This window comes from Sporomusa sphaeroides DSM 2875, from assembly GCF_001941975.2.
GTDB lineage: Bacteria > Bacillota > Negativicutes > Sporomusales > Sporomusaceae > Sporomusa > Sporomusa sphaeroides.
Window position 1 is genome coordinate 231,775 of sequence record NZ_CP146991.1, and the last position, 26,673, is coordinate 258,447.

Annotated in this window: 26 protein-coding genes; 23 read left to right on the plus strand and 3 right to left on the minus strand. The window is 48.8% G+C overall.

Annotated features, from left to right (window positions below):
* The first annotated feature begins 11 nt into the window (after nucleotides 1–11).
* The 13 genes from cphA to SPSPH_RS01015 all read left to right on the plus strand — a co-directional run bounded on the left by cphA (nucleotide 12) and on the right by SPSPH_RS01015 (nucleotide 13,620).
* Nucleotides 12–2,675, plus strand: coding sequence for a cyanophycin synthetase (gene cphA / locus SPSPH_RS00955; RefSeq protein WP_075752352.1), 2,664 nt, complete (start codon nucleotides 12–14; stop codon nucleotides 2,673–2,675).
* Nucleotides 2,676–2,770: 95 nt separating this feature from the next.
* Complete coding sequence (locus SPSPH_RS00960) at nucleotides 2,771–3,247, plus strand: chemotaxis protein CheW (RefSeq protein ID WP_075752354.1); 477 nt, start codon at nucleotides 2,771–2,773, stop codon at nucleotides 3,245–3,247.
* Between the two features lie 10 nt (nucleotides 3,248–3,257).
* Nucleotides 3,258–4,106, plus strand: a complete 849-nt coding sequence (ispE, locus tag SPSPH_RS00965) for a 4-(cytidine 5'-diphospho)-2-C-methyl-D-erythritol kinase (protein WP_075755886.1) — start codon at nucleotides 3,258–3,260, stop codon at nucleotides 4,104–4,106.
* Nucleotides 4,107–4,119: 13 nt separating this feature from the next.
* A complete protein-coding gene (locus SPSPH_RS00970) occupies nucleotides 4,120–4,803 on the plus strand; it encodes a GntR family transcriptional regulator (protein WP_075752356.1) in 684 nt (227 codons plus the stop codon).
* A gap of 22 nt (nucleotides 4,804–4,825) precedes the next feature.
* Nucleotides 4,826–5,584, plus strand: a complete 759-nt coding sequence (locus SPSPH_RS00975) for an NTP transferase domain-containing protein (RefSeq protein WP_075752358.1) — start codon at nucleotides 4,826–4,828, stop codon at nucleotides 5,582–5,584.
* 194 nt (nucleotides 5,585–5,778) lie between these two features.
* Entirely contained in the window at nucleotides 5,779–6,597 is an 819-nt protein-coding gene (gene purR / locus SPSPH_RS00980; RefSeq protein WP_075752360.1) for a pur operon repressor, read from the plus strand.
* 60 nt (nucleotides 6,598–6,657) lie between these two features.
* On the plus strand, nucleotides 6,658–7,878 hold the full coding sequence (ilvA, locus tag SPSPH_RS00985; RefSeq protein WP_075752362.1) for a threonine ammonia-lyase: 1,221 nt from the start codon (nucleotides 6,658–6,660) through the stop codon (nucleotides 7,876–7,878).
* A gap of 96 nt (nucleotides 7,879–7,974) precedes the next feature.
* Nucleotides 7,975–9,342: a bifunctional UDP-N-acetylglucosamine diphosphorylase/glucosamine-1-phosphate N-acetyltransferase GlmU gene (glmU, locus tag SPSPH_RS00990; protein ID WP_075752364.1), complete on the plus strand. Its 1,368-nt coding sequence runs from the start codon at nucleotides 7,975–7,977 to the stop codon at nucleotides 9,340–9,342.
* An 8-nt stretch (nucleotides 9,343–9,350) separates the two neighbouring features.
* On the plus strand, nucleotides 9,351–10,295 hold the full coding sequence (locus SPSPH_RS00995) for a ribose-phosphate diphosphokinase (protein ID WP_075755887.1): 945 nt from the start codon (nucleotides 9,351–9,353) through the stop codon (nucleotides 10,293–10,295).
* A gap of 64 nt (nucleotides 10,296–10,359) precedes the next feature.
* Nucleotides 10,360–10,992, plus strand: a complete 633-nt coding sequence (locus SPSPH_RS01000) for a GNAT family N-acetyltransferase (RefSeq protein ID WP_075752366.1) — start codon at nucleotides 10,360–10,362, stop codon at nucleotides 10,990–10,992.
* A gap of 17 nt (nucleotides 10,993–11,009) precedes the next feature.
* The gene (locus SPSPH_RS01005) at nucleotides 11,010–11,828 is read left to right on the plus strand and encodes a polysaccharide deacetylase family protein (protein WP_075752368.1); all 819 of its coding nucleotides are present in this window, start codon (nucleotides 11,010–11,012) and stop codon (nucleotides 11,826–11,828) included.
* The gene (gene pth / locus SPSPH_RS01010) at nucleotides 11,829–12,389 is read left to right on the plus strand and encodes an aminoacyl-tRNA hydrolase (RefSeq protein WP_075752370.1); all 561 of its coding nucleotides are present in this window, start codon (nucleotides 11,829–11,831) and stop codon (nucleotides 12,387–12,389) included. It begins immediately after the preceding gene.
* A gap of 7 nt (nucleotides 12,390–12,396) precedes the next feature.
* Complete coding sequence (locus SPSPH_RS01015; RefSeq protein ID WP_075752372.1) at nucleotides 12,397–13,620, plus strand: radical SAM protein; 1,224 nt, start codon at nucleotides 12,397–12,399, stop codon at nucleotides 13,618–13,620.
* Between the two features lie 56 nt (nucleotides 13,621–13,676).
* Here the strand turns inward: SPSPH_RS01015 and SPSPH_RS01020 are convergent, their stop codons facing one another.
* Entirely contained in the window at nucleotides 13,677–14,528 is an 852-nt protein-coding gene (locus SPSPH_RS01020; RefSeq protein WP_075752374.1) for a MurR/RpiR family transcriptional regulator, read from the minus strand.
* 219 nt (nucleotides 14,529–14,747) lie between these two features.
* On the opposite strand from SPSPH_RS01020, the gene SPSPH_RS01025 reads away from it, so the two are divergent.
* The 8 genes from SPSPH_RS01025 (at nucleotide 14,748) to SPSPH_RS01060 (ending at nucleotide 21,967) form a co-directional block, all read left to right on the plus strand.
* A complete protein-coding gene (locus SPSPH_RS01025) occupies nucleotides 14,748–15,950 on the plus strand; it encodes an MFS transporter (RefSeq protein WP_075752376.1) in 1,203 nt (400 codons plus the stop codon).
* A 249-nt stretch (nucleotides 15,951–16,199) separates the two neighbouring features.
* The gene (locus SPSPH_RS01030; RefSeq protein WP_075752378.1) at nucleotides 16,200–17,438 is read left to right on the plus strand and encodes a dicarboxylate/amino acid:cation symporter; all 1,239 of its coding nucleotides are present in this window, start codon (nucleotides 16,200–16,202) and stop codon (nucleotides 17,436–17,438) included.
* Between the two features lie 34 nt (nucleotides 17,439–17,472).
* The gene (locus SPSPH_RS01035; protein ID WP_075752380.1) at nucleotides 17,473–18,165 is read left to right on the plus strand and encodes an RraA family protein; all 693 of its coding nucleotides are present in this window, start codon (nucleotides 17,473–17,475) and stop codon (nucleotides 18,163–18,165) included.
* Between the two features lie 71 nt (nucleotides 18,166–18,236).
* On the plus strand, nucleotides 18,237–19,427 hold the full coding sequence (locus SPSPH_RS01040) for a pyridoxal phosphate-dependent aminotransferase (RefSeq protein WP_075752382.1): 1,191 nt from the start codon (nucleotides 18,237–18,239) through the stop codon (nucleotides 19,425–19,427).
* Nucleotides 19,428–19,599: 172 nt separating this feature from the next.
* Nucleotides 19,600–20,445, plus strand: a complete 846-nt coding sequence (locus SPSPH_RS01045; protein ID WP_075752384.1) for a MurR/RpiR family transcriptional regulator — start codon at nucleotides 19,600–19,602, stop codon at nucleotides 20,443–20,445.
* Between the two features lie 218 nt (nucleotides 20,446–20,663).
* On the plus strand, nucleotides 20,664–20,795 hold the full coding sequence (locus SPSPH_RS01050) for a hypothetical protein (RefSeq protein WP_255430421.1): 132 nt from the start codon (nucleotides 20,664–20,666) through the stop codon (nucleotides 20,793–20,795).
* Between the two features lie 150 nt (nucleotides 20,796–20,945).
* Nucleotides 20,946–21,605, plus strand: a complete 660-nt coding sequence (locus tag SPSPH_RS01055) for a hypothetical protein (protein WP_075752386.1) — start codon at nucleotides 20,946–20,948, stop codon at nucleotides 21,603–21,605.
* A gap of 5 nt (nucleotides 21,606–21,610) precedes the next feature.
* Nucleotides 21,611–21,967, plus strand: a complete 357-nt coding sequence (locus SPSPH_RS01060) for a hypothetical protein (protein ID WP_075752388.1) — start codon at nucleotides 21,611–21,613, stop codon at nucleotides 21,965–21,967.
* 43 nt (nucleotides 21,968–22,010) lie between these two features.
* On the opposite strand, the gene SPSPH_RS01065 is transcribed toward SPSPH_RS01060, so the two are convergent.
* Entirely contained in the window at nucleotides 22,011–22,604 is a 594-nt protein-coding gene (locus SPSPH_RS01065) for a ferritin family protein (RefSeq protein ID WP_075752390.1), read from the minus strand.
* A gap of 176 nt (nucleotides 22,605–22,780) precedes the next feature.
* Here SPSPH_RS01065 and SPSPH_RS01070 point away from each other — a divergent pair, with 176 nt between their 5' ends.
* On the plus strand, nucleotides 22,781–24,373 hold the full coding sequence (locus SPSPH_RS01070) for a diguanylate cyclase domain-containing protein (RefSeq protein ID WP_075752392.1): 1,593 nt from the start codon (nucleotides 22,781–22,783) through the stop codon (nucleotides 24,371–24,373).
* 3 nt (nucleotides 24,374–24,376) lie between these two features.
* Here SPSPH_RS01070 and SPSPH_RS01075 read toward each other — a convergent pair whose 3' ends face one another.
* Nucleotides 24,377–25,930 carry a glycoside hydrolase family 26 protein gene (locus tag SPSPH_RS01075; RefSeq protein WP_075752394.1) on the minus strand — a complete coding sequence of 518 codons (1,554 nt, stop codon included), beginning with the start codon at nucleotides 25,928–25,930 and terminating at the stop codon, nucleotides 24,377–24,379.
* Between the two features lie 221 nt (nucleotides 25,931–26,151).
* Here SPSPH_RS01075 and SPSPH_RS01080 point away from each other — a divergent pair, with 221 nt between their 5' ends.
* Complete coding sequence (locus SPSPH_RS01080; protein WP_075755888.1) at nucleotides 26,152–26,325, plus strand: DUF362 domain-containing protein; 174 nt, start codon at nucleotides 26,152–26,154, stop codon at nucleotides 26,323–26,325.
* Nucleotides 26,326–26,673: the final 348 nt, after the last annotated feature.

Sequence of the window (26,673 nt, forward strand, 5' to 3'; positions counted from 1 at the left end):
GGGGATTTATCATGCAGTTATTATCTGCCCGCTTTATCGTCGGACCTAACCTTTATAGTTATCGTCCGGTTATTAAAGCAATTCTTGATATTGGCATCTATGAAAATATTGCCAGCAATGCGATTACAGGTTTTGTTGGCCGTTTATTGGCATTGCTGCCAGGCTTGTGCCAGCATTCCTGTTCGCGGGGCTATCCGGGAGGTTTTGCTGAGCGTTTACGGGAAGGCACTTACTTAGCGCATATTTTTGAACATGTGGCACTGGAAATCCAGTCGCTGGCAGGTGAGGAATATGCCTCCGGCTTTGGCAAGACCCGGGGCTCCGGGCGCCAGGGCGTCTATAATATTGTGTTTGGCTGCAAATCGGGGCAGGTCGGGCTGGCCGTCGCCGAGGGTGCATACCGGCTGCTTACAGCAGTGCTTGCCGGACAGGCTTTTGATGTGGAGGCATTGGTTGCTTCGCTGAGAAAAGTAGGTGAAGAGGCTAAGCTTGGGCCCAGTACCCAGGCCATTTATGATGCGGCGCGGCGGCGCGGTATTCCTGTTTTGCGTCCGGAGGCTGAGACTAATTTGCTTATTCTCGGCTATGGCTGCCGGCAAGAGCGGGTTTGGGCCACTGTCAGCAGCAAGACCAGCTCGGTGGCTGTTGATTTGGCCGGAGATAAATTTCTTACCAATACCTTACTCCGGCAGCATGCCGTTCCGGTGCCGCGAGGCTGTCTGGCCTTAAGCCTGGAGGAAGCGCTGGCTGCGTTTGCGGCTATGGGCACACCGGTTGTTATTAAGCCGGTCGGTGGTAATCATGGCAAGGGGGTTACCTTGCAGATTGTTACCAGCGCTGCGTTGAAACGCGCTTATAGGCTGGCTGCGGAATATGATGAACGGATATTGGTGGAGGAATATATAACCGGCCGCCAGTACCGGTTATGTGTTATCAATGGTAAACTGGTTGCAGGCGCCGAGCGTATACCGGCCCATGTTGTGGGTGACGGACAGCATACCATTGCTGAGCTTATCGATGTGGTTAACTTAGATCCGGCCCGCGGCTTTGGTCATAGCCGGCCGTTGACCAGGCTGGAACTGGATGCTGCGGCTATTCTCACCTTAGCAAGGCAACACCTGACAGCGGCTTCTGTACCTGATGCCGGGCGTGTTGTCTATATCCGTGATAACGCGAATCTAAGCACAGGGGCAACTGCTGCCGATGTTACGGATTGTATTCACCCGGAGACGGTGCGGCAGGTAGAGCGGGCGGTGCGGCTCATAGGGCTGGATATAGCCGGTGTTGATCTTGTTGTTCCCGACATTTCTGAGCCGCTGTCCGGCGGCAATGGGGCCATCATCGAAATCAATGCTGCGCCCGGCCTCCGTATGCATCTGTATCCAAGCCAGGGAATGGCCCGTGATGTGGGTGCGGCCATTGTCGACTATCTGTTTCCCGCCGGTACCGACGGACGGATACCCATTATAGCTATTACCGGGACAAATGGAAAAACAACGGTAACCAGACTGATTGCCCATACTTTCCGGCAGGCAGGCTACAAAACCGGTATGACCAGTTCTGACGGCATCTATGTCGATGAAAACTGTATTTTGCGGGGCGATACCAGCGGCCCTGCCAGTGCGGCCATGGTATTAGCCGATCCTGCTGTCCAGGTGGCCGTGCTGGAGGTGGCACGCGGCGGTATTATCAGAGGAGGCCTGGGATACGATTATGCCGATATCGGCATAATTACCAATATTACCGAAGACCATATCGGCCAGGACGGTATTGAAGACCTGGAGGATTTGGCTTATATAAAATCACTGGTAATTGAAACAGTACGCCCGGAGGGCGCTGTGCTGCTAAATGCCGATGACTGCCGGGTGGCGGCGCTCAAATCACGGGCAAAGGCGGAGATTATTTATTTTAGCACCCAGTCGGACAATATTATTGTCCGCCGGCATTTAGGGGAAGGCGGCAAAGCGTGTTTTGTCAAAAATGGCAAGATTTACTTGGCTGACGGCAACCGGGAGCAGGCGGTCATTGCTGTCGTGGATGTCCCGCTCACACTTGGCGGCCTTGCCCATCACAATATTCAAAATGCGGTAATTGCCGTGGCTGCCTGCAGGGCACAAGGACTTTCGCTGGCTGAGATTAGCAGCAGCTTGCGGAGCTTCCGCGAAAATCCTGGCCGGCTGATGCTGATGGATGTCGGAGATTGTAAGGTTTGTGTTGATTATGCACACAACCCTGCCGGCTGCCAGGCGCTGGTAAATACGCTCTGCCGTCTGAATGCCCGGCGGCTGATTGGCGTCATTGCCGCACCAGGTGACAGGCGGGATGACGTAATTATCAGTCTGGGGCGGATGGCCGGAAAGGGATTTGACACTGTTTTTGTCAAGGAAGATAAGGACTTGCGCGGCCGGCAGCCTGGCGAAACGGCAGCTTTAGTCCGGCGCGGTTTGCTGGAAGCAGGCCTTGCACCGGAGCGGATAACCATTATTGCCGATGAAGTGGCAGCGGTAACTGCCGCTTTGGCTGAAGGCGAGGCCGGGGATTTGATTGCAGTGTTTTACGAAGACTATGACAGTGTTATCCAAACCGTCGCCAAGTTTCGCGAGACCCCAACAGCCGGCAGGCCGACCGCTAAGTGTGAGGAACTGGTGGTTGCCGGTATAAGTGTGGAAGGATAATTAAGAAAAAAATGTAAAAACAAAAAGGCTGGTTGCAGGCAAAAACCGGAACAGGTAGAATATAGTAGTATATATTGTCTGTGGAGGTGTTCCGGATGGAAACAAATCATGTAACAGCCGAACAGGAATTGCAGCTGGTAATTTTTCGCTTAGCAAAAGAGGAATACGGTTTGCCAATTACCAAAGTGCAAGAAATAAACCGTCTGGTTCCTATCACGAAATTACCGCAAACGCCGGTATTTATGGAAGGAATTATTAACTTACGCGGACGGATTATCCCGGTAGTGGATTTGAGGAAACGCTTTGGGCTTGAGGTGTCCGACTATAACGATGATAGCCGGATTATTATTGTGGAAGTAAATGGACAGACTGTCGGCGTTATTGTTGATGCCGTTGCCGAAGTAGTGCGCATGCCGGCAGCTAATGTAGAACCCCCTCCCCCTTCATTTATCCTTGACGCCAAATATATTCAAGGGGTTGGCAAGCTGGAGGAGCGTCTCCTTATTTTACTGGAAATTGATCAAATATTGACTTCGCAAGAAACCATTGTGTTAAAGCAGCTTAATGGATAAGGTTTTGGGTATGCTAACAGTACAGGCTTACGCCAAAATTAATTTGGCATTGGATGTCCTTTATAAACGGCCGGATGGTTATCATGAAGTGGCGATGATTATGCAGGCCGTCAATCTTGCCGATACTGTCACGTTGACCAGTCAGACCGGGGATATTACGCTCAATGTCAATATCCTGGGCTTGCCGGGAGATGCCAGTAATCTGGCATATAGGGCCGCCGCTCTGCTGCAGGAATATGCTGAGCCCGGACAGGGCGTCCATATTGAACTGGACAAGCAGATTCCGCTGGCTGCGGGTTTGGCCGGCGGCAGTGCCGATGCGGCTGCCGTGCTGAAAGGGCTTAATGAATTATGGGGGCTTGATCTTAGTCTTGACGAGCTTGGCAAGCTAGCGGCAAAGCTCGGGTCTGATGTGCCTTTTTGCTTATATAATGGTACAAAGCTGGCTACCGGACGCGGCGAGCTATTAGCACCGTTGCCGGCGCTGCCAGCTTGTTATGTTGTGCTGGCGAAACCGGCTATTGAAGTGCCTACTGCCTGGGTGTACCGGCAGTTTAAAGTAGAACAGGCCGGGCGCAGGCCGGACATTGCGGCTATGAGCAAGTATCTTGCCGAAGGTAATCTTGCCGGGGTGGCCGCTAATGTGGCCAATGTGCTGGAAAGTGTAACCATCCCGGCATATCCCGAAATTGCCCGGATTAAAGACCATATGCTTGCTTACGGGGCTATGGCGGCTCTTATGTCCGGCAGTGGTCCGACGGTATTTGGCATTGTCGGCTGCCGGGATCAGGCGGAGGCTATTGCCGGGCGCCTGAGGGATGAAGGGGTGCCTGAGGTATTTGTGGCAGAAACAGTTTAAAGGTGGAATGAAAGTGGAGAGGCGATTAGTACCTATTAAATTAGACAGTTATAAACCGCTCCGGGAAGTAGTGGCTGAAACATTGCGTGAGGCTATCGCCACCGGCATATTGGAGCCTGGCGAACGGTTGATGGAAATTCAACTGGCCGAAGAATTGGGTGTCAGCCGGACGCCGGTCCGGGAAGCCATTCGCAAACTGGAGTTAGAGGGGTTTGTGGTTATGATTCCCCGGCGCGGCACGTATGTGGCTGACTTAACGATAAAAGATATTAACGAAGTGTTTGAGATACGTACCGCGCTTGATGTACTGGCCGCCGGGCTGGCTGTAGAGCGGATCACCGAGGAGGAACTGGAACAGATGGAGCGGCTGCTGGTGGAAATCGGCGATTTAAGTGTGCAAGGTGATGCCGATAAAATTGTTGAAGCCGATGGCCAGTTTCACGACCTTTTGTACAGAGCCAGCCGTAACGACCGTTTGGTAGGTATTATTAATAATCTTAGAGAACAAATTACCCGTTTCCGTTCGATTTCTATGCAATATCCGGGACGTATCCAGAATACAGTGGATGAACACCGGCGTTTGGTGGAGGCTATTGCCAGCCGCAATACCGACCTGGCTCAGCAAATTGCCCGTGAACACATGGAAAATTCTGAACAAACCTTGCTGCAAGATTTGAACGAACGTCGTCGCGCGTAACCTCTCAAAGGAGTGTAAATGAATGTACGATGCCATAATCCTGGCTGGTGGCGAAAACAATGAGCCGTTAGTCCACTATACCTCTCAGCCGTATGAAGCCATGATTGACATTTCCGGTAAACCGATGGTGGAATTCGTCGCCAGGGCACTTGCGGCCTGTCCACAGATTTCCCGGATTTTTGTCGCCGGCCCGCCAGAGGAATTAGCCAAATGTTCGTTTCCTGAACAGACGGTTATTGTGGCTGGCGGTCGTACAATCATGGATACGATTAGCTTGGGAATGAAGGCATTAGAACATGAACGCCTGACGTTAGTTGTGACTGCTGATATTCCACTCATCACGCCGGCAGCCATTGAGGATTTCTTAGCCCAGTGTGCCGGTGTACAAGCCGATCTGTATTATCCCATCGTTGCCCGCAGTGATCATGAACGCCGTTTTCCTGGAAATCAGCGAACCTATGCGCGCCTGCGGGAAGGGACATTTACCGGCGGCAATATTTTTCTCGTTAATCCCCGGATTGTTCCCCATTGTATGGAGGTTGCCGAGCGTATTTTCGCCAACCGGAAAAATCCGTTTAAATTGTGCTGCCAGTTAGGCTGGACTTTTGTTGTGAAGTTTGTTTTAGGGATACTGAAGCTTAATCAGGTTGAAAAACGAGCTGGTGAAATTTTGGGAATCCAAGGCGCCGTTATCAGATCACAGTATGCAGAACTGGGAATTGATGTAGATAAGCCTAGTGACTTAGAGTTAGTCAGGAATTGCTTTTCCCAAGGCTGCTGAGAAACGCGGATATTCCGCGTTTTTTATTTTCCTGACAGTTTGTGTGCCAATACAAGGCCCGGCGCGGGCGGCCTTCTTACCTGTTACAAAATTTTTGTCTATGGCAGGAATTGCACTCTCTATAGAGAATGGGAATAAAAAAATATATTCAGGAGAAAATATTCGGTATTTCCTTGACTGTGGAGGATATTAGTATGGAAAAAGTACGGAAAATGGAACGGGTAGCTGCTTTGACCAAGATTCTGGCAGACAGACCGCAGCATTTATTTTCACTCAGTTATTTTAGCGAGCTATTTGGCTTTGCTAAATCCACCATCTGTGAAGATATTACTACCATCAAAGAAACTATGGGGCATTTTGGCTTAGGTACGGTTGAGACGGTAGCCGGAGCCGCCGGTGGCGTCCGGTTTGTTCCTACTGTGCCGGCAGATGAGGCTGACAAGCTGTTGCATGAGCTGGCCTGCCGGCTGGCTGAACCTGACCGGATTATTCCCGGTGGATTTTTATATATGTCAGACTTGCTGTTTACGCCGCATCTCATGGTCAAAGCGGGAGAAATATTCATGGAACGGCTGGCTCACTTGTCTCCTGATTATATCTTAACGGTGGAAACCAAGGGAATTCCGCTTGCTTTTATGGTGGCCCGCGCCTTTGATTTGCCGCTTATTACTGTCAGGCGCGGCAGCAGGGTGACGGAAGGCTCGTCGGTCAGCATTAACTATGTAACCGGTTCATCCAAACGGATTCAAACCATGTCGCTGCCTAAGCGGGCGTTGCCGGCCGGTGCCAGAGTGCTGGTTATTGATGATTTTATGAAGGCCGGCGGCACTGCCAAGGGCATGGTTGACCTGGCGCAGGAAGTGGGGGCTGAAGTGACAGGCATTGGTGTGCTGGTCGCCACTGCCGAGCCTGAACACAAATTGGTGGAGGACTACCTGGCGCTGCTTATTTTACATGATATTGATGAACATACTAAAGTAACAGATATCAGACCGGTGTTAACAACCGGTTAATACTGGTGAAGCCTCCTACTGCTTGAGGCTCATCAGTATTTCAATAAGGAGGAAGAACGTGTGTCCGAAAACAGAAACAAGGTAACACTGACTGACATTGAGAAAGCCCGGGAGGCGTTAGCCGGTGTTATTCACCACACTACCCTTGACAGAAGCAATACCTTTAGTGAACTGACTGGCAATGAAATTTTTTTAAAACTGGAAAATTTGCAAAAGACCGGGTCGTTTAAAATCCGGGGTGCTTATAATAAAATTAACAACTTAACGCCGGCGGAAAAGGCGCGGGGGGTCATTGCCGCCTCGGCCGGCAACCATGCCCAGGGCGTTGCCTATGGTGCCAAGCGGGCAGGGATTAAGGCTACTATTGTTATGCCTGAGATTGCGCCTTTAGCCAAAATTACGGCTACCCGGGGGTATGGGGCCGAAGTTGTACTGGCCGGAGGAGTTTATGATGAAGCTTACAGCCGGGCGGTTGAACTGCAGGCCGAAAATGGTCAGACTTTCATTCATGCCTTCAACGATCCGGCGGTTATTGCCGGGCAGGGGACTATCGGCCTTGAAATCCTGCAGGACCTGGAAGATGTTGACGCCGTTGTCGTGCCTGTCGGCGGCGGCGGCATGATTGCCGGTATCGCTGTGGCGGTAAAAGAAATGGCGCCTCACGTAAAGGTATATGGCGTACAGGCGCAAGGTGCGCCGGCTATGTATATGTCGAAAAAGGCGCATGCCATCAAGACCACCAAAGATGCCGAAACGTTTGCTGACGGTATTGCGGTAAAGATTCCGGGAGATGTAACCTTTGGTTTGATAGATACATATGTGGATGATATTGTCGTCATTGATGACGAAGCCATTGCCAATACCATTTTGATGCTGTTGGAACGGGCTAAACTGATGGTCGAAGGAGCGGGAGCCATCAGTCTTGCCGCTGTCCTGAATGATAAAATTCCGGCTAAAGGAAAAATTGTCAGTGTTATTTCCGGTGGTAATGTTGACGTCAACTTTATCTCCCGCATTATCGAGCGCGGCTTAGTTAAAGCCGGACGCCGCGTGCGGCTGCAGACCGTTGTTGTCGACAGGCCGGGCAGCCTGCAGCGTCTCTTAAGCAATATTGCCCGGCTGCAGGCTAATGTACTGTATGTATCCCATGACCGGGTAGAACGGCATGTGCCTTTGGGGCAGGCCGTTGTGGAAATTGGCCTGGAAACCCGGGATGTTCTCCATACCGAGCATATTATGGCCTCGCTGCGCCATGAAGGGTATACGGTAGAGATTATTTAAAGGAATTTAGCTGTTTGTGTCGAAGCGTTATAGTTGTTTGGTTTCAATTGGCCTGGCTTACTTTTGTTAGACCAGGCCGTGAATGGAGGTATATGGATGTCACAACTGTTGGCCGTCATTCTGGCAGCCGGGAAAGGCACACGGATGAAATCGGCCTTGCCCAAGGTTTTGCACCAGGTAGGCGGCAAACCCATGGTTCAGCATGTGCTGGATGCGGCAACCTTCGCCGGCGCAACCAAAAACGTCGTTATCGTAGGTTTTGGCGCGCAAAGTGTAGTGGATGCACTGCAGGGACAGGCGGAATTTGCAGTCCAGTCTGAACAACTGGGAACGGGTCATGCCGTTATGCAGGCCCGAAACGAACTTGTCTGTTTTAATGGCACAGTTATGGTGCTGTGTGGCGATACGCCGCTGCTGACCGGAGAACTCCTGCGCACACTCTATGCAGAGCATACTCAGGCTCAGGCGGCAGCAACCGTGCTGACGGCTATCATGCCTGAACCGGCAGGGTATGGACGGGTTATCCGGGATACTGCCGGACAGGTTGTTAAAATTGTCGAGCACAAAGATGCCGGCCCGGCCGAACTGGCAGTGAAAGAAATCAATACCGGCATCTATTGTTTTGAGGCAAAACTGCTGCTTAAGGCGCTGGAGGGTTTGACCTGCAATAATGCTCAGGGCGAGTATTATCTGACAGATGTTATTGCTATTTTAAACAGCCAGGGGCAGAAAGTATGGGCAGTGAGTGCTGCCGACCACCGTGAGACTATGGGGATTAATTCCCGGGTTCACCTGGCAGAAGCCGAAGGTATAATCAGGCGGCGCAAGCTGGAAACACTGATGGAAAATGGTGTTACCATTATGGACCCGAACAGCACTTTTATTGATTCTCAGGTAGAAATCGGGCCTGATACCATTATTTATCCGTTTACCTGGATTGAGGGCTGCAGCCGGATTGGTGCCAATTCCGTCATCGGACCAAGCAGCCGTCTTGCCGATACCATTGTCGGTGATGACAGTATTCTTCACTTCACTTATGCGCATGACTGCACGGTTGGCAATCATGTAACCGTCGGTCCTTATGTCCATCTCAGGCCGCACACCGAACTAAAAGACGGAGTTAAAATCGGAAATTTTGTGGAAGTGAAAAATACGCTTGTCGGTGAAAGCAGCAAGATTCCCCATCTCAGTTATATTGGCGACACCGATATGGGGGCCGGCGTCAATATCGGCTCAGGCACTATCACGGTCAATTATGATGGCAAAAACAAACATCGCACTACTATTGAAGATGACGCCTTTATTGGCTGCAATACGAACCTGGTGGCACCGGTTACTGTTGGGCAGGGTGCCTATGTGGCGGCAGGCTCCACCATTACCAAAAATGTTCCCCCCGGTTCTCTGGGAGTAGCACGCGCCCGTCAAAATAATATTGAGGGTTGGGCGGAAAAACAGCGGAGGTAATTAAAAAAATGGATAAAAAACGATTGCGGATATTCAGCGGCAACGCCAATCCGGTGTTGGCTCAGGAGATTGCCGCTTATCTTGGTTTGACAGTGGGAGATGCTTTTGTCGGCCGGTTTAATAACGGCGAAATTCAGGTTATGATTGACGAGAGCGTGCGCGGCACCGATGTATTCATCGTTCAGCCGACAAACTACCCGGTAAATGACAATATGATGGAATTACTGATTATGATTGATGCCGTTAAGCGGGCTTCGGCCAGAAATATTACGGCAGTTATTCCTTACTATGCTTATGCCCGTCAGGATAGGAAAACGCGTGGCCGTGAGCCTATTTCAGCGAAGCTTATGGCCAACCTCTTAACGACAGCCGGCGCTACCCGGGTTGTCACCATGGACCTCCATGCCGGGCAGATTCAGGGTTTCTTTGATATTCCGGTGGATAACCTGCCGGGTGTGCCTACGCTGGCCGAATATATCATGTCCCTGAACCTGGAAGATTTGGTTGTAGTGTCGCCGGACTTAGGCGGTGTATCGAGAGCGCGGCAATTTGCCGACAGGATGCACGCTCCGATAGCCATTATTGAAAAACGCCGGCCGGCTCCGGGGGTTGCCGAAGTGATGAACCTTATCGGCAATGTCGAAGGGAAAACCGCTGTTATTGTTGATGATATTGTCGATACAGCCGGTTCACTGACCGAAGGGGCCAATGCCTTAACCAGAATGGGTGCCAAAACGGTATATGCCTGCTGTACCCACGCCGTCTTAAGCGATCCGGCAGTAGAGCGTATTGCGAAATCTAATATTACTGAACTTATTGTTACTAATACTATCCCCATGCCGGAAGCCAAACTGCATCCCAAGATCAAGGTATTGTCGGTTGCGCCGCTGTTAGGGGAAGCCATTATTCGTATTTTTGGCGAACTATCGGTTAGCAAGTTGTTTGACAACTAAGGCTATAAGGGAGGCAATGCAATAGGGCGCGAATATCGCGCCCTATTTGTAAATAAACATCTATATGAGCAGCTATTGGATTACCCGGGCTCAGCCGGCTGATATTGCGGCCATTGCCCGCTTATTTACTGAGAGCTTTTTAAGCAGTGTGCTGCACCATTGCGGTGGCCGCTTGCCTAAACCGCAGGCGATGGAAGATGTCTTCAGCCTGGTTTATGCCGCTGAGCCGGAGGCGGCGCTGATTGCCAAGGATGAGACCGGACGGCTTATTGGTTATTGTTTTGCCCCTGTACGCTTAAAGCGCCTGTGGCGTCAGGCCATTACCGGCGGACATCTGATTAAATGGGCCTGGCGCTGGCTGACAGGCCAATATGGTTTTGGCCTGCATCCGGTCAAAATAATTATTCTCAATAAACTGGCCTTTCTGCGCTCTGCCGCTACTCCCGGCAAAGCCGCCAATGCCCGCATTTTATCCGTTGCGGTGGCCGCTGATGCACGGGGGCGGGGGATTGCCAGCGCTCTTATGGTTGAGGCTGATGCCTATTTTCGCCAGCAGCAGGCGAGAAGGGTGCGCCTGGAGGTAAGACCGGACAATCATTCGGCCATCAGAGTTTATGAAAAGCTGGGATATTATTCCGGCGGGACGACCTATGACTCTCAGGGTCCGTGGCTTATCATGTTCAAAGATTTTTCCTGAAACGAGGGTAGTATGCTATGTTTGACACCAATGTCCGGCTAATCAGCATGCTGGGATTATTGACCGTGGTAGTGACCATCGGTTTGGTACTGGATTACTTTCGCATCATCAAACGACCGGTTCGCCTTGGTCTGAGTATAGCAGTGCTTGGCATTATTATCGGTTTTGTTTTGACTTTGAATGCCGTAATGCCTAGAAATCACTTTTACGGGCCGGTATATTCCGAAATCAGGACAAGCCAAAAGCTGGTGGCGCTTACTTTTGATGACGGGCCATATCCGCCCTATACCGGTCAGCTGCTTGATTTATTAAAGGAAAAGCAGGTACCGGCCACCTTCTTTGTTGTCGGCCAAAATGTCGCAAAACATCCTGAGCTGTTGCGGCGGATTGTCGCCGAAGGACACCAGGTAGGCAACCATACATATAATCATGTTGATTTGCTGAAAGCCGACCGTCAGGCTATCATTAGCGAGATTGAAAAAACCAATCAGGTGATTGCCGATGTTATTGGTTATGCGCCCCATGTCATGCGCCCGCCGCATGGCTTCCGGGATGCTGTTGTCATGGACATTATGGCCGAATATAAGCTAAAGGTAGTCGAATGGTCGGTTGCCAGCCGCGATTGGGTTAATCCGGGAGCTGAGGTAATTGCCGAGCGGACGTTAGGCAAGATAAAAAACGGCTCAGTCGTCCTGCTGCATGATGGTGACGGGGTTGCTGCCAAGCTGCCGCGTTCCCAGACGATAGCGGCGACCCGGATCATTATTGACAGGCTGGCGGCCGAGGGCTACCGGTTTGTTACGGTTGATGAAATTCTCAACATGTCGGAGGAATAAATGAAAATTGTTGTAGGTCTGGGTAATCCCGGACAGGAATACAGCGCCACCCGCCACAATATCGGCTTCATGGCGGTAGATAAACTGGCAGAGCGGTGGACGGTCACCGCCTGGCGTGAGCGTTATAACGCGCAGGTGGCCGAATACCGGGGCGAGGAAACGGTTTTATTAGTAAAACCGCAAACCTTTATGAATTTAAGCGGCCGTGCGATAGTACCGCTGGCTGCTTTCTATAAAGTTGCCTATGAAGATATTATTGTTATCTATGATGACCTGGATTTACCTGTCGGACGGCTGCGCCTCAGACTGAAGGGCGGTTCAGGCGGACATCGCGGGATAGAATCACTCCTGTATGAGTCAGGCAAAGATGACTTTTCCCGGGTGAGAATTGGCATTGGGCGGCCGCCGCAGGGCTGGGAGACAGCAAACTATGTGCTGGGACGGTTTTCGCCGGAGGAAGCGCCTGTTATCAGAGAGGCTCTGGGACAGACCGCTGATGCTGTCGAATGCATTATCAAAGAAGGCTTTTCCAAGGCCATGAATACATTTAATAAAGGGTAACAAAATCATGCTTACAACACTTTACGCGGATAAAAACGGAGAAATATTTGATGCTCCCGGTTGTCCGGCGGCGGGGCGTCTGGGAGAAACCTGTCTGGCCTTGCGGCCGGAAGACATGATTCCGCTGCCGGAAGGGGCGCAAATGATGTTTCTGCCGGGACGGGATGCGCTCTGCATGGCAGACGGCGCTGTCCGCAAGCTAAAGGGACGCCTGGCGGTGGCCGCTATGCTGCCTGTCGGCTATACCCGCACCTTGCTGCCTGCTTATACAAACCGTCCGAATGCACCGCAGCTGCCCTTATATGGCTATACGGCAGCCGCACTGGTTAATGATGAGATTTATGTGGCCGCACACAAAACAGCAGATAACGCCAAATGGCATCCTTACCGCTATAACACCCCCGGCTTAAAGAAACGGGTAGCGCAGGTCAAACGGGATTTGCCCAATAACCGTCTGGTAGAGCATTTGGCTAATTGTTCGCTGGTCTGGCACTGCTGTACCGCGCAGAACCTTTTTTACCGGCGGTGGGAAGCCGGTATTCCTGTTTCACCGGCCTGTAACGCCAATTGTCTGGGCTGTATTTCGCTCCAGCCGTCAGAATGCTGCCCGGCACCGCAGAGCAGAATCACGTTTGCTCCCAAGCCGGCAGAAATCGCTGCCATCGGCTTGTACCACCTGACCCATGCGCCTGATCCCATTATCAGTTTTGGCCAGGGGTGTGAAGGTGAGCCCTCGCTGGCAGCTGAGGCTATTGCCGACAGTATTACGCGTATCCGGAGCAAAACGGCACGCGGCCAGATTAACATTAATACCAACGCCGGCTTCACCCAGGGGATCAAAACCATTGCAGATGCCGGTTTAAATAGTATGCGGGTAAGTATTATCAGCGCTTTGCCGGCTACCTATCAGGCTTATTATCAAACACAGTACAGTCTTGATGATGTTAAAAGCTCCATTGCCTACGCCAAACGGCAGGGCGTATATGTCTCACTCAATATGCTGCTGTTTCCCGGGCTTAACGACCGCCGGGAGGAACAGGCTGCGTGGCTGGAATTCCTGGCAGAAACCGGTGTAGACATGATCCAGCTCCGCAATCTTAATTTTGATCCTGATGCCTTTTTGGCAGCCATGCCCGCAGGCGGTCAGCCTGGCGGCATAAGACCTTTCCTCCAAGCCATTACCGACAATTTGCCGGCTGTCAAGCTGGGGAGTTTTACGGAAATAATATAGTGGTTATAGCAAAAAAACGTTTTGTGTTATTGCACAAAACGTTTTACCATTTTGAATTAATAGTGGTAATTAAGCAATTTTGCAAGCTCTTCGGTGTCTGCTAACCTTTTAGTCACCTTTGACCTTGCTGTTTGCGATAATTCTGTTATTAAAAGATCGGCAATATATAGCGGTGCCGTCATCGAATTGTGATAGGATAAGCTGTCATATTCGCAAGGTAATATAATATCCGAGTACGGTACTAACGGTGCGGCAAAGCCATCAGTAATTGTTATTATTGATGGCTTTCTTAATTTTCGGATGGCCTTTACCATTTCTATTGTGGAGTTGGCATAACGTGGCAGGCTAATTACAATCATCAAATCATCGGTGGTAATATTTAAAATTTGATCAATGTCTTGCCCTGCAGGGGGAAGCAGTTCACAATTATCCAGCTGTTGGGCTAAGGATTGGTACAAAAAGAAGGCAATAGTAAAGGAAGTTCTTGCACCCAAGAAATAAATACTTTTAGCTTTTTTAATAAGTCGTATTGATTCTTGAATTACTTCTTCGGTTAGCATTTCCTGAGTATTTTTAATATTATCTATCTGTTTTTCAGCACATTTTGTTATCAGAGAAGTTTCGTTAGCCATTTCCAGGTTCTTTTCGAGCCTGGATTCCGGGGATAACTTTCTCCGGATATAGTTTTGCAGTTCTTTTTGCAATTCGGAATAGCCGCTAAAGCCTAGACTGAAAGCAAAACGCATAACCGTAGTGGTGCTGGTGCCAATACTTGCGGCTATTTGATCAAGGGTTTGAAAAGATGCTTCGACAAGATTATTTTGAATATATTCAGAAACCTGAAGCTGTGCTTTGGTTAAATCATTAGTGCTGCTTTGGATTTTTTGCAATATGTTTAGTTTCATCATACCATCCTAACTCCTGCCAATATCTTTGTTATCTATTATAGTATCTTAATTTATGAATTGGCAATGTTTTTGAATTTTCAGGTCATATTCTTGACATTTGGCAAATGAGGTAGTATTCTAAAATTGCAATTGTAGTATTTAATACAAATTTATTTAAATATTATAGTATTTAATACAATTAAAACAAGCAACCGGGCAATTGTTGAAAGAAGGTAGCAAGTGGTACTTGATGAATGGAAAAAAGGCCTCTCCGTTCTTTGGTCGGTTCAGTTCATTGGTATGAGTGCGATCACTGGTGTTATTTCTTTTTTACCGTTATATGTAGCGCAGCTCGGCATAACGGAAGCTTCGGAAGCGGCAATGTGGTCTGGGGTTCTTGTGGGTTCTGCCGCTTTTTGCGCTGCTATTTCCAATCCCTACTGGGGTGCGATGGCTGACCGCAAGGGCCGGCAGTTGATGGTAGAAAGAGTCTTGTTCCTGTTTGCGTTAATTATCTTTGCGATGGCTTTTGTCTCTAATGTGTATCAACTGCTGTTTTTACGGATACTACAGGGGCTTTGCGGCGGGTTTGTCGCAGCTTCTACCGCATTAGCGGTGAGTATGATACCAAAGGAAAAAATAGCCGCGACAGTGGGAATGCTGCAAACATCTCTTATCATCGGCGGGGCTATGGGGCCAATGCTTGGCGGCTTCATTGCCGACCGCTTCGGTTATCGCCAGCCGTTTATTGCATTTGGCATACTTTGTATAGTGGCACTGGGGGTCACTCATTGGGCAATCACCGAAAAACATTCGCCTGTTCCGGCTGTCGACAAGCCTTCCCTCAAAGCAACCTTTGCTTCTGTGTGGTCAGTAAGTGATTTAAGGCTGATGCTTTTGGTGCAATTCCTTACGCAATTTGCAATACATAGTATTGGTCCAATTTTACCTTTATTTATCCAAACAATCCTATCAACCCCAAACAATCTTGCGAGTATTTCCGGTTCTATTATTGCGATTGTCGGAGTAACCAGTGCGATTGCTTCTGCCAGTATGGGGTTTCTCAGCAAGCATTTTTCTCATAAGCAAATTCTTATAACCGCCTCTTTGCTGGGTGGTATTACGTTTATTGGCCAGCTGGCGGCACAGGATATTATTATGTTGGCTGTTTTGAGAGGTATCAACGGTTTATGCATCGGAGCCATGGTGCCAAGTTCCAATACCATTATTGCTTTTCTCATTCCCGAATCCAAACGGGGGGCTGCCTTTGGGATGACCAACGGGGTTGCTCTCATGGGAAATGTTATTGGCCCTGTTTCAGCCGGTTTGCTATCACTGGTATTTGGGATAACAGCCATATTCTGGCTTACATCAATACTCTTTTTTCTGGTTTCTCTGCTGTTGTTCAGCAAGCTTGAAGGCCGTATGGAAGCCAGGCCTTAGTGAAGGGTATTAACGCGATACGGAAGGAAGAAGGTCAACAATTTATATTTTTGTTGAATTTAATTCAACAAAAATATAAATTGTTGACTATTATCCGATAGAATGATAATATGAATTTGCAGAAAGTTATCGGGTTAAGCAGAAAATTGGATGCAGCAAGGAGGTATGGATCGGGTTAACGGCAGTTGCGGTAGGCAGAAGCTTTTGGCGTATCAGTCTTATTACAAATTTTAGGAAGGGGTTGTATTCATGAAGATCGTTTTGACGGGGAAAAAGGGGATTCCTGCCCAGATAGTTATAGCCTTTATTCTTAGTATTGTAGTCGGCTTGCTGTATCCCGCTTTTTCGAAGTCCATTAAGCCGTTGGGAGATATTTTTATTACACTGATCAGAATGATTATTGTACCGGTAATTTTTTGTACGATTACCACCGGTATTGCCGGTATGGGTGACATGAAGAAACTAAAGCGGGTAGGCACTAAGATGCTGGTGGTTTATGTTGGCATGACTTTTGTGGCCTGTGTTATTGGATTGGGCGTAGGCTATCTGGTCCGTCCGGGAATGGGTGTTACGATGGCGACAACGGAGGCCTTCACCCAGGCGGTTAAAACACCAAGTATCGGCGACTTTTTAATGATGATGATACCCTCAAATTTTGTGGGGGCGCTGGCTAAAGGCGATATTGTGCAGGTTTTGGTACTGGGCATTTTTGTGGGGGTTGCTCTCGTAGGCCTCGGCAACAGGGCTTCGGCGGTTAAAGACTTATTAGAGCAAGGCGCAAGAGTCAGCTTTTACATCATCGACATTATTATGCTGTACTCGCCCATTGGTGTATTTGCACTGATGGCTAATGCGGTGGCAGTTTACGGGGTTTCAGTCTTTGGGGCGATGATGAAATATATTCTTGCCGATTATCTTGCGGCGCTGATTATTGCGGTCCTGGTTTTTATCCTGCCGTTGATGTTGTATGCGCGGATCAATATCTTTAAAGCATTCAAAGATATTGGCGCGGTGTTCGTTATGGCTGCATCAACCTGCAGTAGTGCGGCTACCCTGCCTTTGGCGATGGAAACCGCTACGAAAAAGTATAAACTGCCGCAATGGCTTGTTGACTTTTGCCTGCCGCTGGGCGGTACGGTCAATTCCACGGGAGCCGCTATGTATAAGGCGATTCTCATTGTTTTTGCCGCTGACTTTTATGGACTTACGTTGTCTATCGAACAAATGGTTGTAACGGTGCTGATTTCGACCATGTTGTCTGTTGCTGCGCCGGGAATTCCCGGTGGCGGGATTGTGATGAGCGCTATTATGTTGAACCTGATGGGGCTGCCGTATGAAATTGCCGGTATGCTTGCCGGTATATACCGGATGATTGATATGGCCCATACCCCGCTGAATGTAGTTGGCGATATTGCCGGCGCGATTCTGATTGGCAAAAGTGAAGGCATTTGGTCAAATGAAGAATATATGAGGGAAGAAGAAGCCTAACTGTGGGCAGTTCAAAGGCGAAGAGGAGGTAATTATGTCAAACGCAGGCTGCAGAATCTTTTTAAAAATTAACCGTCCCGACAGAGAGCTGCTGGAAGGTTTTAGCGGTGTACCGGTGGCCAATATTGCTGATGAAATGAATCGCTTCAGTTGTGTGGATGCGCGGATTAAGCCTTTTAACTCCCGCCCTTTGCTGGGGACGGCCTTTACCGTGAAAGTAAGAGTTGCCGACAATTTGCTGCTTCATAAGGCGTTAGAACTGGCCCAGCCTGGAGATGTTATCCTGGTTGATGCCCAGGGAGATATGGCCAATGCGATAACCGGTGAAATTATGATGCTGACAGCCGACAAGAAAGGCCTGGCCGGTGTGGTTGTCGATGGGGCGGTGCGTGATGCCAAGGCATTGCAAGAATTGAATATGCCTGTATATGCGGCGGGGGTTACGCCCAGGGGGCCGTACAAGGACGGTCCCGGTGAAATCAATGTGCCGGTATGTATTGGCGGGGTGGTTGTCAACCCCGGGGATATTGTGGTCGGGGATGCGGACGGTATTGTAATCATCAATCCGGCCGATGCTGTGTCGATACAGGCAAGGGCTAAGGAAAAGCTGGTTAAAGAGCAGGCGATACTTCAGGGAATCAGGGATGGCCTTCCCCGGGACAAAAGCTGGGTGGATAAAACTCTAAAAGCGCTGAACTGCGAGATTATTGATGATTACTATCGGTAAAGGCAGCAGCTTGCCCTGCCGGATGCGGCAAACCAAGAATACCAATACGCAAAAGTATGGGAGGGTTTAATATGATTTCCAAACGGGCGCGTGAAGTTCAAATTTCTCCTACGGTGGCATTAACCGGAAAAATAGCTGAGCTTAAGCGGCAAGGGACAGACATCATTTCCTTTAACATTGGTGAACCGGATTTTCCCACACCGGATTATATAAAAAAAGCGGCTTTTGACGCCATTAATCAGAATTTTACCAAATACCCGCCTGCCAGCGGCTTTTTGGATCTGAAAGAGGCAGTGGCATATAAACTGCAGGTTGATAATGGAGTAAACTATGAACCCAAGCAGATCTGCGTGAGCAACGGGGCAAAGCAGGCAGTGGTTAATGCCCTGTACGCATTGTGCGGCGAGGGGGATGAAGTAATTATTCCGGTGCCTTGCTGGGTAAGTTATACTGAGATGGTTAAGTTGACCGGAGCCGTATCGGTGTTAGTCAAGGTCGATGAAAAAAATGGTTTTGCGCTTGATCTTGAGGCCATTGAGTCAGCTGTAACGCCACGCACTAAGGCGATCATCATCAATACACCCAACAACCCGTCCGGAGCGGTATACAGTGAGGAGAGCCTGCGGCAGCTTGCCGCTATGGCAGTGAAACACGATTTTTATATAATTTCAGATGAGATTTATGAAAAACTTGTTTTTGATGGGGAAAAACATTTTTGTATTGGGTCGATCTCGCCTGAGGTGCAAGACCGGTGTGTAATTGTCAACGGGGTGTCCAAAGCATATGCCATGCCGGGTTGGCGGATTGGTTATTCTGCCGCTGCCAAACCGATTGCCAAAGCAATCGAAGCATTTCAAAGCCAGATGACTTCAGGAGCCTGCTCTGTTTCGCAAAAAGCGGCGCTTGCGGCAATAACCGGGCCGCAGGACGACCTGTATAACATGCGGGAGGAATATGATAAACGACGGCATTTTATGCAGAAGCGGCTTAATGAACTAAATGGTTTTGCCTGTGACCCGGTTAAGGGAGCCTTTTATTTACTGCCGGATATTTCCGGACTGCTGGGCCGGTCATATGCCGGAAAAACGATTGACAGCTCTATGGAGCTTGCAGCCTTTTTGCTGGAGAGAGCTCATATTGCGGTAGTACCGGGGGAAGCGTTCAACACTAAGCACAAATTGCGGTTTTCTTATGCGAATTCAATGGAGAATCTGGCAGAGGGGCTTAACCGGATTGAAGCCGCTATTGCCCTGTTGAGCTGATCAACGGATTTTGGTATACGGTGTTTTAAAGATTGAGTACAAAGCCTTGTATCTTTTGGCTGTGTTATCATAGCCAAAGGATGCGAGGCTTTTGTTTGTTATGGAGGTACAATTGTTGCACAATTGATATCTTTGTGATAGTCTAAAATTGGTATAGGTTAGGGGGATGGTAGTGGATTACATCGAAAGTAAAATCAAAGGAACCTCATTAACAAAAACAGAAGAAAAAATTGCGAGTTATTTTTTAGAGCATAAAAATCAATTTTGTTTTAAGACAGCGACAGATTTAGCGCTTGATATAGGGGTAAGCGACACATCCATAATACGGTTTGTGAGAACACTTGGGTTTAATGGGTATGCTGATTTCCAGAAACACATGAAAGAGAATATAGTTCAGCAAATATCTGAATCCGGTTCGCCGTTGCAACGGCATAAAAAAGCGATTGAAAGAGGGCATATCAGTAATATGGCCGGAGAATTGCTGATGACCACGCTGGAAAATCTGAATAAGACCTATGATAAGATAGATATGGGTGTTATTGAAACCATTACAAATGTTCTTATTAAGAGCAGGAATAAATATATTGTTGGTTTTGGCGGGACGGCATCGGTTGCGCATTTTATGGAAAATAAGCTAGGCTGTTTTTTGCCTAATTGTCAAGGGATTTTCCATGCAGATGTTGCTGCGGTACATAGGATTGCAGATATTACGGAGAAAGACTGTATTGTATTATTCACATTTCCCCGGTACACAGAGATGGCTCTTTCGCTGGTTGAAATTGCCCAGAGAAAAAAAGCTGAGATTATAGTTATTACAGATAAAATAACATGCCCTGTAGCTTTTTATGCCGACATAGTATTGACAGCTTACGTGCAGACTATGGGCTTTTGCAATTCCTATATAGCACCGTTGTGGATTGCTGATTTGATTATATTGGCTGCCAGTGAAAAGAACACCGGGAGTGAAGGCAGAATAGAGCTGATCGATAAATATGTGAATAAACATAAGCTGTATTAAAGCTGGAAATCTAATTTCATGAGAGGAATAACGGGAAACAATATATAAAAAACGTTTTGTGTTACTGCACAAAACGTTTTTTATATATTGAGGCAATTTTTTAACGCCGGTTTCTCAATTTATATCTTGACATTAAACAAATGTAGTTGTATCATGTATTAAAAACGTGTGTATATAGTATAAAGTGTAACTATGTAACTAAGAGGGTGGTGTTACTGGTGGAAAAAAAGCGTGAAAATGTGGAAATTAAACCCGGCAAGGAAGACTTGCATCCAGGAGAATTCAACGAATTAGGCAGTCTTGATCCCAATGTCGATCAAACTCTGATGCGTTTGTCTGGTACGGTATAATTCATAGCCGGAATTCAGTGGCAGCTGGAATTCCGGCTTTTTTTTTTTGCAGGATTTGCTGTTATTGGTAAAGAATTAGAAGAATATCCGGTTGCCGCATAACAAAAAATATCCTTGCGCTGGGAGAAACCTTGCAGGAGGGCAGGATTATTGAAAAACGGCAATTATATTAAATATGCTTTTGGCAGCCGCTGCTGCCATGTTGATGCCGTGCATGCCGCTTCGCCGAGAGCCGACCGCTTTACTGATGAGATTGTGACCGGTATTATGGCAAAAACAGGCTGTGCCGGTATTATCGGCACCGTTTCCCGTACTATTGCCGACCTTAACCGGCCGCCAGGCCAGGGCAACGATGAAGCTGTGTGGGAATACCGGGATGTTATCAGCCAGTTTCTTTATCATTCGGGACTGTTGGCACCGGGCGACAGAAACCTGGCAAGTCCATATCTGCATGTTGGCATTCACGGGATGAAAGACCAGCTCCATGGCCCGCTAAGTATTGAGGTGGGAACCATCTATGGCAAAACCTGTTCTGTGGGGGTCAGAAAATGGTTTGGTGAAACCCTGAAAGCCAGAATGAAGACTGTTTTGCCGGGAACGAAAGTGGTTTTTGATAAACATTGGGTGGGCAATCAGTCGCTGGCCGCACATCGTTGGGGCGAAGGACGGCGGTATTCGGGCTATGGGAAAAATTACAACGCGTTCCAGGTAGAAATTGCCCGGACGCTCAGAGAGCATTACCGCCCGGAGGTCATTGCGGTATTAGCCGGGGTGGTTGCAGAATTTAGTGGTATGTTTTCCAGGAGGTAATTATTTTGAGCAAAATCAAAAAAAATCTGAGTGATGCTGAAATGTTTAAAGGCTGGCAGGAAGAGCCAACCTTTGAGACTGAGTTAGAGGAAGAGCAGCCTGTCCGGCGGCCTGTTGCCTCTGCCCGGAAGGAGCCGGCAGACGATATTAACAGCGCTTATTTTACGCCGGAACTAAAAGAGGCTGTGGGGAAGGCTTTGCTGGAACTCAAGCTTACTATGTATAAGGCAGGTACTGTTGATTATCAAGTAAAAGTTTCTTGTCAGGGAAACCAGGTTCTGCTCACAGCCATTCCTGCCAAGGTAAAGGCCGAGCAGCCGGGGAAACAGCCTGGACAACGCGGCGGCAAACAGAGAGGATAGGTTTACAGGACCTATCCTCTCTGTTTGCCATGTTGCCTTTGGACTACACGTGTTCGGACGGCAACGGTTCATTGGTTAGTTTGAACAACTCGGCAGTAAACTGGGCAAGATGTTCTTTTTCTTCATTCATTATGTGACAGAATAGGCGTGCTACGGAAGGTTTTTCGGCGGCCTGCATGTAACGCTGATACTTATTGATGGCCTGTAATTCGTCGACTACAGCCCTGGTCAAAAAGTTCACTGTTACCATATCTTTGCGGTCAGGCAGGATACCTTGGGGATCGTCGACTTTCTTATTCTTGTTTTTAGGTCTAAACAGCGGGCGTTCCGCTACCAGTGCATCAAGACCTATGTCGCTGAATATTTCAGCCTGTACGGGGTCCAGACAGGAAACCATTTGCATCAGTTCGGCAAAGTGTTGCATTTCGTCTGCAGCGATATCCAGAAACAGCTGGCATAGACAAGAACCTCGCGCAGCCTCAAGATAAAAGGCGATAGCGTTCCGCTCATCGGCGGCGGCATCCCGCAAAAGTAGTAAATCCGGGTGACAGGGACATGTGTCGGCAGTTTCGGCAGTCGTAGTTTCTGCTAAAACCTTATTTTTAGGTGATTTTTTATAGGCACGGAAAAGAGCCAATGTATTCACCTCCTAGTACTGTTATATATTCTATGCCGGATAAGGGCCGGAGGTTAACGGCAGGAAATTTGCAATACATGTGAAATATTACAGGAAATAAGGTTGCAGTGTTGTTTTCTGCGGCAAAAATCAATTGGCGGCCAGATAAAGCATAGGTTAACAGGCAGGAGGATGGTATGAGAAACTTACATCAGATTGGCAGGTATGTGAATTTTTTGGTGGTTGCAGCAGTGTTGCTGCCGCTTATTTTTATCGCCGGAGTGGTCTATGTTGAGCGTCAGCAGGCGGACAGCATGGTCCGGGTACGGGCGGAAGAGCTTGCCCGGCTGCGGGCAGTAGCAGCCACAGCCTGGCTGTCAAACCAGGCCGCCTATATTCGGGGTATAAGCAAATTGCCGGCTGTTACTGCCGGAACCCCAAATGCCGCTGACGAGCTTGCTTCTTTTATTACGGCGGAGACAGGCTTGTTGGCACTGGGGTATGCCGAATCTGGCGGTACAGTTCAGGTAGATACCGGCGGCCGTACCGGCAGGGATATCGCCGGCAGCAATTATTTTATCGAAGCGGCTGCCGGACGGGAATACCAGGGGGAAGTCCCGGGGACCGACTGGCTGCAGAACGGGAATGTTACTATAGTGGCGGCGCCTGTTACCGTGAACGGAGAGGTAACTGGTATTGTATATGGTGTTATTCGGCAGGAAACCATAGCGGCAAGGGCGGCCGGTCTTGTTCCGGACATACCTGGCGGTAAGGCGCCGCTCAGCCGGTGGTTTTTCTGGCTGGGCAGCTTATACCTAATTGGAGTAATTCCGCTATTGCTGCTGGGCTGGTTTTTGCGCCGCTGGCAGGCACGCGCTGCCGCTTTCCCGGAAGATGCTATAGAACGGCAGGTGTTTGAATCTGGCCGTGAGCAGACGGTTGGCATGCAAAGCCCGGAGGAGGCGGCGGCAGAGGAGTTTGAGACTACACAAAATGAATTAATAGCCATATTGCAGCAGGAACTGGCACTGGCCAGCAAGCGTTCGGCAAAAGATACCGCAAGCGAGTCTGCGGCCGGCAGCAAACCGGCTGCTGTAACTGCAGCAGATATAACACCGGCAGCCGTAATTGACCGGGCGCTGGCCGCTAAAGCCTATAAACCAAAAACATTCGGGCAGCAAGCCCCGGCGGTGACCACCCTGCCGGACAATAAACCGGCAGTGACACCCGTTTCCCAGCCGCTTCATCGGCTGCAGCCGCTTATCGGCAAAAAGAATACCCCCAGGCTGCCTGCCGTTGATTCGCTGACCGGTTTGTACTCCCGGCAGGAATTTGAAAAAATAATAGCTGCCCGTACAGGGCAGCCGGATAGCATAATGCTGGCTTTAAGCATCAATGGCATGAAAGTCATTAATGATTTTTTAGGCAGAGCAGCCGGTGATGCGATCATCACTGCCACTGCCGATATTGTTAAGACCGTGGCGGGGGCGGAGTGTATGGCAGCCCGTTTTGACGGGGATAAATTTATTGTCCTGCTGCCGGCTGCTTCGCCGGATATGGCTGAAGATATCAAAAAAGATGTTAAGTACCATGTTGATCTTCATAACCTGCGCAATCCGGAAGTTCCGTTAAGCATAACCCTGGGGGCGGCTGCCGCTGACGCGGATGGAGATCTGCGGAATGTCTGGGAGAGAGCCGAACGCGATATGGAAAGCCATAAAGCCGTGAACCGGGTGGAAGCCCGGCGATTCATCATGTGGTCAATGAAACGCAACCGCGGACGGTCATAGCTGCTAATCCGGCTTGAACTGCTGCAGTCCTTGCCGGAAGGCTGCGGTTGTTTCCTCAGTTTCGTCCAAAATATAAATGCGTCCAGGCTGGCCGGAAGCATCCCAGTCAATGCCATTCCACCAGATTGCCACCTTGATTTTGGGTAACAGGCCTATTTGTGCAAACATGGTTTTCATCCAGGCCGCCTTGTCGCCGCCCACCGAATTGGACCCAAATTCGGTAATCATAAACGGTTTGGCAAAATGCCTGTCATATTCGTTATAAATTTCCGGGTAGATTTGGTCAAATTCCCGCCATTTTTCTCCGGCAAAATAAGTACCGGTATTGTAGCCTGTCAGGCCGATAATATCGACATATTCATCTCCCGGATAATACATCAGGTAATGATTCCACTTAAAGTCGGGGAAGGATAAGTCATGCGGATTCCATACCCAGAGCACATTGTCAACACCATTTTCATCAAATATGCGGCGGATGTGCCGCCACATGGCTTTATACAACTCGGCGTCCTTACTATAGTAAAAGGCCGAATAGGAGCACCAGTCACCGTTCATTTCATTATTGAGCCGGAACAGGACCGGGTGGCCGAAGGCTGTTAACTGCCGGGCATACAGCTGGAAATAGTCATCATATTTTCCGGCGAGAATGTCATAAATCGCGTCCGAACTATCGACAAAGTCATGGCTGGTCTGAAGTGTCAACTCGACGGTTCTCCCGTGCTTGTACGCGGAATTCAGGCCGAGAATGGGCAAATTTTCATCAAGTGACTGGTACCGTACCAGGATGGGGAAGGTATAGTTAAGTTGTTCTTCCAAAATATCCAGCTTTTCAAAGGTCTGGGGGGCGCCTGGCTCAAAGATCCCCCAACGCTGCGGGCTTGCCGGACTAAAATACTTGTCATAAAAGGCGCGGGTTTCAGCATTAAGTGGTGTATGTGCCCGGCGCAGCGGCAGTGCAATCTGCGGTGCACCCTGGCGAGGGACCAGGGTAAAGCTGCCGGCAATTTTCCCGGCATTTTCAATAGGTGTGGCAGATTTGATAAAAACAGTATAGACTTCTTTACTATTTTTCGCCAGCTCGATACTGGCATAATAGTTTTTGTCATTAGGTGCATGCATGAGCTTGGGGCGCGTCCAGTGCAACCGGTGAACAGTAAAGTCGTTTTGCCGGTAGGTAGCCTCATACAGCCGGGTATGGCTATGGGTGTTGCTGATAAACCGGTTGCTGTAACTCATATAGTCGCTGGCAGTAGCCGGCGTACCGGACAAGTTATCATAAAAAATTTCAATGCGCAGAGAGTCGTTTGTCAGCACCGTAACTACCGGTGAGAGTGAGGCGTCAACCGTCAGATTATGGGGGACAAGCAGGGAATAGCCGTTGGCATAATCGGTCAGGCGTTCATAGTTGTCATCAACATAGTGGATTTCCTTGACATCATCGTCAGGGCCTGGCGGCAATGAGCTATACTCGCCGTTGATAATGGTAGATGCATGTACGGGTATTGACAAAACTGCGGATAGAAGTATAGTTAATACTAGTCGGTAAATCTTGTACATAATTGTTCTCCTTTATCTATATAGGTATGGATGAAAGTGTACTATGATTATATCGCAAATCACAATAATTTCCTTAATAACAGTCTCCTAAAAGCCGCAAAAGTGCAAATACTATTCTATAAGTCTCCGATAAAGACTATGATTTTTATCACAGACGCAGCCGGGTATTTAGGAGTATATTTATGGTAAGGCTGGCTTACCAGAAAAAGGAGGGAAGAAACGTGGCATATAATATTAACTCTGAATGTATCAAATGCGGTGCCTGTGCTTCGGTATGTCCGGTAGAGGCAATATCGGAAGGGAATACTCAGTATGATATTGATCCCGGTCTTTGTATTGATTGCGGTGCCTGTGCCGCTGTCTGTCCGGTAGAGGCTATCCATCCGGGCGAATAGGGTTTAGTAATGAGTAAGAAAAAACCAGCTTTCGGGCTGGTTTTTTTGTTTTTAACAGCATATATATAAGGTTTGCGCGTCACCATAAGGGCCCCGGTGCGGGCGGCCATCATACAACGCTGGCTGCCGGTGCTTAACCTCCGCTTATGCATAATGGCCGCCCACGCCTCAGTAACATTGACGGTTGCAGGGATTATGCCAGCAGTTTTTTTTAATGATAATATCTGAAAATTCTGGTTGACAAGGAAAGATTACGAGAGTAAAATTTATGAAACTGACTTTAATTATGTTGATAAAGTTGGATGTGAGTAATTGTGAAAGTAGTAGTAGGCAGCCGGATAATATCAT